The 10,537-nt window shown below is 59.1% G+C and carries 5 protein-coding genes; 3 read left to right on the top strand and 2 right to left on the bottom strand.

Annotated features, from left to right (window positions below):
• Positions 1-272: 272 nt before the first annotated feature.
• Entirely contained in the window at positions 273-506 is a 234-nt protein-coding gene (locus OXF11_11970; GenBank protein MCY4487811.1) for a hypothetical protein, read from the top strand.
• Between the two features lie 611 nt (positions 507-1,117).
• Here the strand turns inward: OXF11_11970 and OXF11_11965 are convergent.
• Together OXF11_11965 and OXF11_11960 are read right to left on the bottom strand one after the other, a co-directional pair.
• Positions 1,118-5,188 carry a HigA family addiction module antitoxin gene (locus tag OXF11_11965; protein MCY4487810.1) on the bottom strand — a complete coding sequence of 1,357 codons (4,071 nt, stop codon included), beginning with the start codon at positions 5,186-5,188 and terminating at the stop codon, positions 1,118-1,120.
• 103 nt (positions 5,189-5,291) lie between these two features.
• Complete coding sequence (locus OXF11_11960) at positions 5,292-5,435, bottom strand: hypothetical protein (protein MCY4487809.1); 144 nt, start codon at positions 5,433-5,435, stop codon at positions 5,292-5,294.
• A gap of 1,126 nt (positions 5,436-6,561) precedes the next feature.
• On the opposite strand from OXF11_11960, the gene OXF11_11955 reads away from it, so the two are divergent.
• Both OXF11_11955 and OXF11_11950 read left to right on the top strand, forming a co-directional pair.
• Positions 6,562-8,415 carry a DNA methyltransferase gene (locus OXF11_11955; GenBank protein MCY4487808.1) on the top strand — a complete coding sequence of 618 codons (1,854 nt, stop codon included), beginning with the start codon at positions 6,562-6,564 and terminating at the stop codon, positions 8,413-8,415.
• Positions 8,402-10,534: an N-6 DNA methylase gene (locus OXF11_11950; protein MCY4487807.1), complete on the top strand. Its 2,133-nt coding sequence runs from the start codon at positions 8,402-8,404 to the stop codon at positions 10,532-10,534. Before OXF11_11955 ends, OXF11_11950 begins: the two co-directional genes overlap by 14 nt.
• Positions 10,535-10,537 lie beyond the last annotated feature (3 nt).

Below are 10,537 nucleotides of genomic sequence, written 5' to 3'. Positions count from 1 at the left end.
TGGGGTCGTCGGGAATCCTCACGACTTCGTATGCATCCGGCAACGGGCGGGATCTTTGTTACTCCTGTTACGATCGGGAATGCCCAGAATGTCGGGATGACGGGGCACCGAGTGGGGGTGAGCCGAGCCGCGTTCAGTCCAGGCAGTGTTCATTGTGCAACCGGGAGTACGCCGTTTTTGGCCAATTATTAATAGGCGTTTGATCCTCGTTACCGAGTGGGCGGCCCGCCAGCGACCCCGATTATCTCCCCTCAACCCAGGAAAGGAGTAGGATGAACACTGACGACAAGGCTGATGTGATCGGAGTTGGAATAGAGCTATGGTTGGTTCTCGTAAGAAGGTTACGGGATAAGGGAGTGCTGTCGGAAGGCGACTTGAATGATATCCTAGACGCTCTTGAAACCACAAGAGAATCGGCGCTCGTGAACCCCGATACTCTTACTCAAGGAGTGCTGCTTGCCGGCGTTGTTGAACGGCTTCAGAAATGCCTCCCCAAAAATCATTGAGACGTTCGGATGTCCGTCGTCCCCCTCCTTACTACCTGTGATTTGTCGCGCAACGAGCTCACCTGGGTCAAACGCTCAACCTCCTGACCCGATATTTGAGAAGCTCCACCAAGGCCCTGAGCCGTATCGATCTGGTTCCCGACAAGTGAATCGTCCGAATGTATCCTACCCTCCTTATGGGTGCGGGGCCTGTCACGCCCCCTCCAGCGTAGTAGATCGTGGTACTATCGTCGTTAATTTCCCTCTTTAGCTCTTCAAGAGTATGCTCTTTGGAAATTTTCATAGTGGGCCTGGTGTTCCTTCAGCTTTGCCATGAACGTGCGCCAGGATGGTCTCGTTTACCAAAACGATCCCTGTGTAGAGTCCCGCCTGGATGCCTACTCAATTCACCAAGCTCAGCACTGCTGTCGTATGCCTTTGTCGGAGCACCGCGGGGGTGCCGCCTTGTCGTAGTGGGGTCAATATGACTTGCATCATCCCTGCATGGGGCAGTCTGCCAATGTGCTCCCACGCCCTTTGCGAAAGCGCGGTACGTCCGGGCGTCCCTTCGACGCGTCTAAAGTTCGCGCCTCGTTGAAGCGATGAAGACGTAGGCGATGTTCGCCTCCTACTCAACTTCGAAGCCTCTTCGTGATCGTTGCTTCGGAGTCCTGCCAATCAGCGTCGTCATCGTAAGAGACGGCAATGCCCTCAAGAACCCCACCCATGTAAGGAAAATCGAAGTGCAGTTGTTCGGCCAAAGCACGATATTTTGCAGCAAGGTCCCGTTCCTGCTGGCCCCCTTCACCCCGCCAGTGAACGCCGCGAGAGTTTCGAACACCGATATGGAAGCCTCTGCCGATCTCCCGAGAGGCTACCTTCTCCATTGCCTCGCAGACTGCTTTGCACGGCCAAAAGCCGTCTGCGTCCGCGGGCGCCTTGGCAAAAAGCTGGCCGAGACAATGATCTCCAATCTGGGTACGGCCGTGCTCGCGGCAAAGGCGCCGCACTTCGTCAAGCCACCGTGAAAGCGCTCCCGCGTCGGTCCCACCGTTCGCGTCTGTGCCGGGAATCATCCTCAACTGTTCGAGAAGGAGATGGGCTGCCAGTGCGACTGACTCTCGCTGTTCGGGGTTTTCGATCGTCCATTCCGGCGGATCTTCTTTTCCGTCAATTCTCTTGTATGCAAGGGCAACCGCCTGGATGAACAGCGTCGGCGATTCCGCGATCATGCGTTCGAGATTCGGGATTCCATGCTTGCTGTGAGTGAGGGTATCGATGAAGAAGAATTCCAAGTGAGCTGTTTCGTCAGGAGAAACGTCCGGACGACGATCAAGCACATCGAAGGCTTCGGAAATATAGTGCCCGTCGATCTTGAAATGGCCTACCGGTTCGGCGTTGACCGTGGCGACAGCACGCAGCAACCGCTTGAGGCGGGAGGTCTCGACATGTTCGATATTCATGTGGACGGCGTGGAAGGCCGCGCGCGGCCGACCAGCCTCCAGCAGGCGGTCGATTATCTCGACAAGCTCGACAGGCGTATGTCGGTCCCAAGATGGGAGCACGTCCTTCCAGTAACTGTTGCGGATGTCCTCTCCATAGCTGTCCAGTAGACGCCAGGTCGATTCCCGGAACGGCGCATGTACAAACATACGCGTACGGTCACCGGCGGGCAGTGTTACGGCCACTGCCTTTAACACCTCCGTGCGCGGCTTGTCTTCGATGGCCCAAAGGGCGCCTTGTAAACACGCCTCGGCATTATTCCGAAGGTCTTCGTCAAGAGAAAGGCAGTGCCGGATGAAGTCGACTCTCTCCTCAACCCGGGTAACGGACAATATCGCGTAATGGCCAACGATGCGGGCGGCGTCGGTAGCGGCCAATAATTCCTTGACCCCTTCGAAGCCGTACTCCGTCCAGAGCTCGCTCATCGCCTCGCGCCGAAGCTTGTCGATTCGGTCCTCGCGTTTTCGCCAGTCGAAATCGTCCTCTTCGAATTCGTGGGCAGATTCCTCTACCCAATGATTGGCGAACAGCCAATTATGCCGAGAAACCGGATCTTTGGGTTGGAGTTTGTCGTAGGTCTCCCGCGCGCGGTCGCGAGCTGTTTCTCCAATTTCCAGATGGCGGGCGCGCCGGGTGAGGGCAAACCGCCGGATGCGTTCGCGCAACGTGGCCTTTGCAGACTCGGTTGCACTACAGGACCATTGGTCGATCAAATCCCAGACCTTGTTCCGTTCGTCCTTTGGGATGCCCTCGAGTGATTCGACGAGGTCGCCAAGAGTCGTTTCATCGTGAGACGGCCAAGCCAACAGAATATCCAGAGCCTCGCGGGTGAAGTCATGCAACTCCTTGCGCGTGACCACCTGGCCCACCCCGGAAGCATCGCTGCGCCAACGGGGCCGGTAGCTGTCGTGGCCAAACCGTCGACCCGGCCTGATCTGTGCGATACAGATCGCCCAGACGACATCAGAGAAATTTCTGACGAGTGCTTTCAACGCTTTGACCCGCTGTTCCACTGATGCCGCTGTCTGCGGCATCCAAGATCTGAAGATGGCTTGAAGGCTGGCGCCCGGCTTGTTGACCCAATTGTCGTCAATGTTCAACCTGGAGAGCCGGGCAAGGATTTTGGCAACACGCGAGAGGTTGCGGGGGTTCCACGCAAGACACTCCAAGGCCCAGAGAAGACCCGTCCGAGACGGCGAAGCGAATATCGAATCGCTGTCGACCGGCTTGAGAAGGCCAAAAACGAGAGGTTCATTCTGGCTCAAGTCATCTTCGATGAGTCGCAGAAATTCGTCGGGTGCGGCTTCTGCAAAATACGGCAAGTTGTCATCGTGTGAGAGCAACTTCTCAAGCGTTAGCGGCGTCAAGAGCTTGTGGATCAGGTTAGAAACCTTGCCCTCGACATCAATCCCGATACGGCTCCGAAGAAGGTTGTTCCCATGCACTGACAGGATGACGAGTGTCTCGCAGATGCCCTCACGCAACGCGTTGGAGTAGTCCCGCGTCTTGCCGTAAAACGCTGCCGCCCACCTGTCTTCTTCCGGCAGCTCAAGGGCAGGATCAGTCTCGGAAAGCACAAACTCCGCGGCGAAGAAAAACCGGTCGAGGTCTTCGGGTGTGATCATTCTCGCAATCGCGAACAATGCGTCGATCTTCGAGACGATACCCCGGTGGCGTCCGGCAGACCACACCGGGCTGTCATCGAACTGAAGCAGGGGCATGACGTCACCTTCGACCGCCTCGTATCGCCGATCGGCCACACAGGCGGATATTTCGCGATCCGCTTCTCGCTCCGCATCCCAGGCTCCGATCAGGGCCATGGACACGAGGGCCTTCGCGGTCTGGTCATCGCCTGCCCATACTGGCGTCCTGATCGCAGCATTCCTCGAGAGGCGGCGACGAAGGATCGTCGGCGAACGGCCGGATTCCCTCGCGAGCCGACTGATATCGTTTCTTGCCATCCCTGCGACGGTGAGTGCCTTCTCGAAGGCGTCATGGCTGAGGAGATCGAGCGTAATGTCTGCATCAACATTCACAGCGTTGCGAGGACGGAATATGATGCAATGAAGTCGGCAGAAAGCGTCGACAAGTTCGCGCTCGACATCCTCGGAGACAACGATCGGAATGAACCGAACTGAGGATGCGATCACCATCCGGAGAGTCGCCGGAGAGGTGAAGACGGCGGTGAGGTCTTTGTATTGACGGACTTCTAGCGCATCAAACAGGCAGGCAAGAAAGGCAAGTGCTTCGTCCCGCGAGTCAGCTGAGATAACAAACGGCTTTTTGCTCGGTTTGTTGAGCCACTCCTTGAATGTGCCTTGGTACGCTGCGATCGACGGTGCGAAGATTTCAGGCGTCAGATGTGGCTCGCTGGCATTCGACCATCGATTCCATGCTTGCTCAAGAGTCTCGTAACCATTAACAGGCAATCCGATTTGCTCGGCAAACCAGATCTGTGCCGGTACGGATTGCTCCAGCCACTGCTCGATGTCGCTCGCATCGAACGCTCTCACTTCTTTCCAGTCTCCCGCTTCGTTCTTCAGTTTCTCCCACGTCGTCTTGCTTGGCCATCGGCGGGGGGTGACAAACACGAAAGTGCCGGCTGCCCGCTCGGTGCCGCCAACGGAGTTTAGGCGAGCGGAATAGTCGCTCTCTGCTTTGATCGCCGGTTTCTTGTTGGTGCCGAACTCCCAATACGAGAGCCCTTCGGGAACCCAAGGGGTGGCGGCGGAGGCTTCGACGAAACCATCGTTGCCTTTGCGCTGAGCCTCGTCGTAACCCGGGAAGTCGACCTTGCGGAGCTCGTGGCCGGTTGACTGCACCAACTTCCGCAGCAACACTGATAGGCGGGTGCGGGCATCAATCTGGCTGTCGGCCCAGTTTTCTATATGCCTTGCCGTAATGGTCAGGAAACTCGGAACGAAGGCCCGCACCGCGACCGCCCTTTCAGTAGCGTGTCGCTGTTGCAGATCGTACCCCGACTGGATATCCAAGAGTTGCTGGCGGTCAGCGCTAAAGGCCTTCTCCAACCTGACGGCCATCTTGGGGGACAGCGCCGAATTCCCGTTAAGGAAATTGGAAAGTGCCGGCCGGCCGACACCAAGTCGCTTGGCGGCGTCTTTGACCGTCATGCCAGAGGGGATGACGTTCTCCCGGACAAACCTGCCTGGATGGGAATGAGAGGCGGCATTAGGTTTCATCTCAACGGCTCCTCAAGAAATGGGGGAGTTATCCAGCAAACTAGCCAATTGGATTTTCGAGTTTACGCCTCGTACCGAATTCGTGAAGGTGTCCTCATCCACCTCACTTCTTTTTGTTGGGTCGCTGCGTGAGGGCCGAACCAGCAGCCGATTTGGCCGCCTTACTTGACTTCGGATTGCTGAGTACTTTGCCTGCCGCCTTCGCAGCCTGCTTACTAGTCACTTCGTTGTTTGTCTTACGAGCCATGCGATCACCTCCTTTCCGTGCAATTCAAGGATAGCCCTACCCTTGGCTAGTTCGCTGGAGAATCTCGGAGTTCTTGTTGTGTTAAACGCTACAGAAGTAAGTAGCGTAATCAGCAACGCAATGCAACACCTGGTCGTTGATGACTCTTGCCGGAGAATTGGCCGACGATGATGACGGAGCGTGACGATGAGTGGCAGTCTTGCCGAAGGCAGCGGCCGCTACTCCAATCGTGAAGGAACAAGCGCGCCAATGACCTTGATTTAGTCGAGGGTCGTGGCCAAGTGGCGCATCGTCCATGATTCCCGCAGGGACGGTTTCATACAGCTCCCCTTCCGGGCGCTGGGAACGAGGGTGCAAAGGGCGGTGCGCAAGCCGGTGGACGGCGAAGCCGGCACTGGCGACACCAGCGATGCAACTGCTTAGAGTGGCGGTGATTTCCGCAATGGACTAGGGCAAGCGACGCACAGCCTGCGACGAGCGCGTCGCGAGGAAAACGCAGTGGTTGGTCATCGGCGGCGTCCGGGTTGCCGGGACGGCGTGAGCGTCTCCCCGTGACCGGGCTGGCGTGCAAGTTGCTTTCCTCCTTCACCACGAAGAGATCACGGTGGCCGCGAAACCCGCCGTGCGGGCAGTGAAGGTTCAGCCCCTGAGCGGGCTCAGGCGTATGGTGCAGCAGGCCTTGGACAAAGGAGACGGGAACAAAACCATCGTCACCGGCGGCCACGGAGTCCCGTCGGTTCGGAACTAGCTCGCCACCTCCGTCGGATACGACGGAGGTGGCGAAGAGCGCCTAAAACGGCCGCAATACCCGCAGTTGCACCCCGCACGCAAATACGGCAGAGTGAACAAAACGGGAACGATGCGGCGTCCAACCATGAAGGTGAAGCACTCGCACGTCAGGTTCCCGGCTCACGGTCAGTCTGACCGGCAACGAGTGCGAAGCGCTCGCTGTGCTCGGCGACAAGGATGATGTCTCGATATCGTGGGTCATCCGGTGCTGCACCACTGAGGTGTATCCCCGTAGGCGTCGCCAGACCCTGAACGCTCGCTGTCGCCGTGTGGCTCCAAGGACGCTGGAATATCACGCCAAGTGCGACCGCAAGAAAGCTGGTCCCGAGGGGGAGCAATGAAGCGGACAGAGCCCGAGGGATCGCATGCCCGGATTCCTACCGGCTACCTGGAAGGGCTTTATGCCAGGGCTCTGCCGGCAAAGCGTAGCGGTCACCTCTACGGCGCCTTTCCGTACCCCACCAAGATCTCACCCGAAGCGATCGCGCTCTTCATCGCCGCCCATACTAGCCCGGGCGATACCGTCTTCGACGGCTTTGCCGGGAGCGGCACCACCGGTCTTGCAACGTTGCTCTGCGAAGACCCGCCGGCTGTGCTGCGCGCGGAAGCGCAGCGGCTTGGCCTGGACGCAAAGTGGGGCGCTCGCAACGCCGTGCTGTACGAACTGGGCGCTCTTGGCGCCTTTGTTGGCCAGACTCTGACTAACCCGCCAGATCCGAATACTTTTCGGAAAGCGGCGGAAGACATCCTGCGCGCCGCTGAAACCGAAGACGGCTGGATGTACGGAGCCAAGGAACCGGGAGGACGGAACGGCATCATCCGCTATGTCATCTGGACCGACGTGCTGCAATGCCCGGCGTGCCGGCGTGAAGCGACTCTGTGGGATTCCTGCGTCTTCTTTGGCCCCGCCCATATCGCTTCCCACGTCACTTGCCCATCCTGTGCAAATGAAGCGCCGCTCGATGACGTAGAGCGCCTAACTCACAAGACGCGCGATCACCTTAACGGGAACAAACGGCAGCTCCGCGTCCGGCGCATCGCCCGCATCTACGGATTGACCGGCAAGAAGGGCTGGTCGCGCGAAGGTAACGGGCACGATCTCTCCTTGCTCAAACGCATCGAGGCCGAGCCCATCCCGGATTCCGTGCCGCGCGTGGCCATACCCTGGGGCGATCTGTACCGCCGCGGCTATCATCTCGGTATCACCCACCTCCATCACTTCTACACCAGGCGCAACCTGGTCGTGTTTGGCCGCCTATGGGAGCGCACGGCGGGCTATAACAGCGCTCTTCGTGACGCCCTGCGTTTCTGGCTGCTGAGCTACAACGCTTCGCATGCGACGATCATGACACGCGTTGTCGCAAAGTCGGGCCAGAGAGACTTGGCGCTCACCAGTGCCCAGCCCGGCGTTCTCTATGTCAGCGGCCTTCCGGTCGAGAAGAACCTGATTGCCGGATTGCGGCGCAAGCTTTCGACTATCGCCAGCGCTTTCGCGGTCACGCACGGCCGCAAGGGCCGGGTCAAGGTTTATCAGGCATCGAGTTGCCGCACCCATGTCCCCGATCACAGCATCGATTACATCTTCACTGACCCACCTTTTGGCGGAAACATCCCTTATGCCGAAGTCAGTTTCATCAATGAAGCTTGGCTCGGGCGATATACGGACCGTGCCGAGGAAATCATTGTCAGCAACGCACAGGAAAAGACCATCTCCGAATATCAGCGACTCCTCACGACTGCACTCAGCGAGGCCCGCCGGATCCTGAGGCCCGGCGGCAAGGCCACACTTATCTTCCACTCGGCCTCGGCCGGTGTCTGGAACGCCCTCCAGGCGGCCTATACTGATGCTGGATTCGGCGTAGAATGTGCAGGCGTTCTCGACAAGACGCAGGGGAGCTTCAAGCAGGTCACCACAAACGGCGCGGTGCGAGGTGATCCGGTTCTGTTGCTCGGCGAGAAGAAGGCACAGCAAACCAAGCCGATTGCCTGCGTCTGGACGGTTGCTGAACGGCTGTGGCAGGAAGCAGCCTTGACCCTGGATCCAGACGAACAGACGGCGCAAAGGCTCTATTCACGTTTGGTCAGCCACTTCCTGACCCGTCATCAACTGGTGCCGCTCGACGCCGATTCATTTTACCGGTGGCATGAAGAGCGGTATAATGCGGAGGTGAGAGAGCGTGCAACGCGATGAGGCGCGCCGGAGAGCCAGACATACCGCGCGTGCCTTCGAGCAGGCGCTTGACCCGGTACGGCGCAAGCGGCTCGGCCAGTTCTTCACTGGCGTTCCACTCGGTAAGCTCCTTGCCCATCTCGCCTTGCAGTCCGATACCCGCACCGTTCTCGATCCGATGGTCGGGCACGGTGATCTTCTGGATGCGACCTGCGAAGCGGCAGCCGACCGCGGCTATTCCATCGCTCGGCTTGACGGCATCGAGGTCGACAAAGCCACTGCGGATACATGCCGCGACCGGCTCGCGGCGCTTATCCCCAAGACATCTGCTCCCGATTATTCAATCCTTGCAGCAGACGCCTTTGATCCGACTACGCCGGATGCCTTGCCGGTCCCGAGCTACGACCTCGTCATAACCAATCCGCCCTATGTGCGTTATCAGACGCGCAACGGCAACGATGCCGCAACCGACCTAGCTCGCGCGGGCCTTGAGCAGATCGTTGACAGTCGTCACAGGGGAGCTGGCGGCGCGATCTGGAAAGTGCTGGCTCAGAGCTATTCGGGCCTTGCCGACCTGTCCGTACCGGCGTCGATTCTCGCCGGGTCCCTGGTACGCCCCGGCGGCCGGCTCGCTCTTGTCCTCCCGGCTACCTGGCGTTCCCGTGACTACGCCGATGTTATCCGCTATCTGCTCTTGCGCTGCTTTGCGCTTGAAACCATCGTCGCGGATACCCAACCCGGCTGGTTCTCGGATGCTCTGGTCCGCACCCATCTGATCATCGCCAGACGCTTAATCGCTGCCGAGGCCCGCCAGTGCCTTAGCGGTAGAGAGCGCTGGCCCGAAGCGCGGTGGCTTCACGTTGCGCCGGACGCGGCTGACCAACGCTCGCTGGTTGGATCTGCTTTCGAGGGTGAACATCCCGAAGCCGACTTTGCTGCCTACGTCCGCGCCAGCGCCGCCGACGCTGCGCGCGGCATTGAGGCCAGAGTCTTCGACCTGCACCATGAATGGGTGACGCTGCATGCACGCATCAGTCGGCGGCATTGGTACTCGATACTTGAAGGAGGCAGTTCCGACCTACCGCTATTCTCAACTCATCAAAAGTCTGCGCTGCTGGCCCTTCCCGAAGTGTTGCGTGACATGTTGCCGACCGCTGCCGCTACCGCGAAGCTGGTTCCACTAGAAGGTGCCGGCATCAAGGTCGGTCAGGGCCTCCGCACCGGATGCAACGGATTCTTCTATGTCACCACATGCGGCACGGCTGGAGACGGCAGCGAACAGGTGAACGCATCACTTGCACTGGGCGGTACGACGTTTACAGTCCCATCAGATGCGCTTCACCCCGTGCTCCGGCGCCAGGCGGAAATGCAGATTGTCCAACGCGGTGAGGTTCCGCCCGGTCGCGTTCTCGACTTGCGGGGTTGGGTGCTCCCGGAAGATTCCCGAATCGTAGCGGACGCGCGTTCGGCCTATGAGCAGCATCGAAGAAATCGCCCGCGCGTCATGCCGGCTACACTGACCGCGTTTGTCCGCCACGCCGCAACCGTGTCTCTTGAGGGGTCCGCAAGCAACAAACCCATCCCTGAGCTTTCGGCGGTGCGCTCAAATGTGCGCCAGCCCGGTCGCAAGGGCGTGATCCCCCGTTTCTGGTACATGCTTCCGGATTTTACGCCCCGTCACCTGCCGGCGGCTTTTGTGGCGCGGGTAAATCAGGGAACGCCTTGGGTTGAATGCAACACGGATCCGCCTTTGCTGATCGATGCTAATTTCTCGACCTTCTGGACGGCGGACGGGGATTGGACCCGCTTTGCCCTGAAAGCCTTGCTCAATAGCGTATGGTGTCGCGCCTTCATGGAAGTAGCCGGCACACCGCTCGGCGGTGGCGCCCTGAAACTGGAGGCTACGCACTTGCGGCAAATGCCTGTGCCCGTTCTTGCGATCGAGGCCCGATCTACACTGGATGCGGCCGGTAGGAAGCTGACCAGAGATTCAGAAGACGTGCAGGCGGACATCGATCGCATCATCCTGCAAGCGCTACTGCCCTGTACGATGCCGGAGGCGTCATTGTTGGAACTGGCCCACCGCATGGCGAAGCAAACGAGCGCCCTCTGCGCTGCCCGGCAAAGGGTTGCGTCATGACAG

It is taken from the genome of Deltaproteobacteria bacterium (assembly GCA_026712905.1).
GTDB lineage: Bacteria > Desulfobacterota > Binatia > UBA9968 > JAJDTQ01 > JAJDTQ01.
Note: the sequence above shows the minus strand (reverse complement) of the source record. Positions and strands in the feature narration are given on the sequence as shown.

Excerpts from the sequence above, each read along its gene's own strand:
- OXF11_11965 (MCY4487810.1), bottom strand. The coding sequence starts at position 5,188 with ATGAAACCTAATGCCGCCTCTCATTCCCATCCAGGCAGGTTTGTCCGG.
- OXF11_11970 (MCY4487811.1), top strand. The coding sequence starts at position 273 with ATGAACACTGACGACAAGGCTGATGTGATCGGAGTTGGAATAGAGCTA.
- OXF11_11955 (MCY4487808.1), top strand. The coding sequence starts at position 6,562 with ATGAAGCGGACAGAGCCCGAGGGATCGCATGCCCGGATTCCTACCGGC.
- OXF11_11960 (MCY4487809.1), bottom strand. The coding sequence starts at position 5,435 with ATGGCTCGTAAGACAAACAACGAAGTGACTAGTAAGCAGGCTGCGAAG.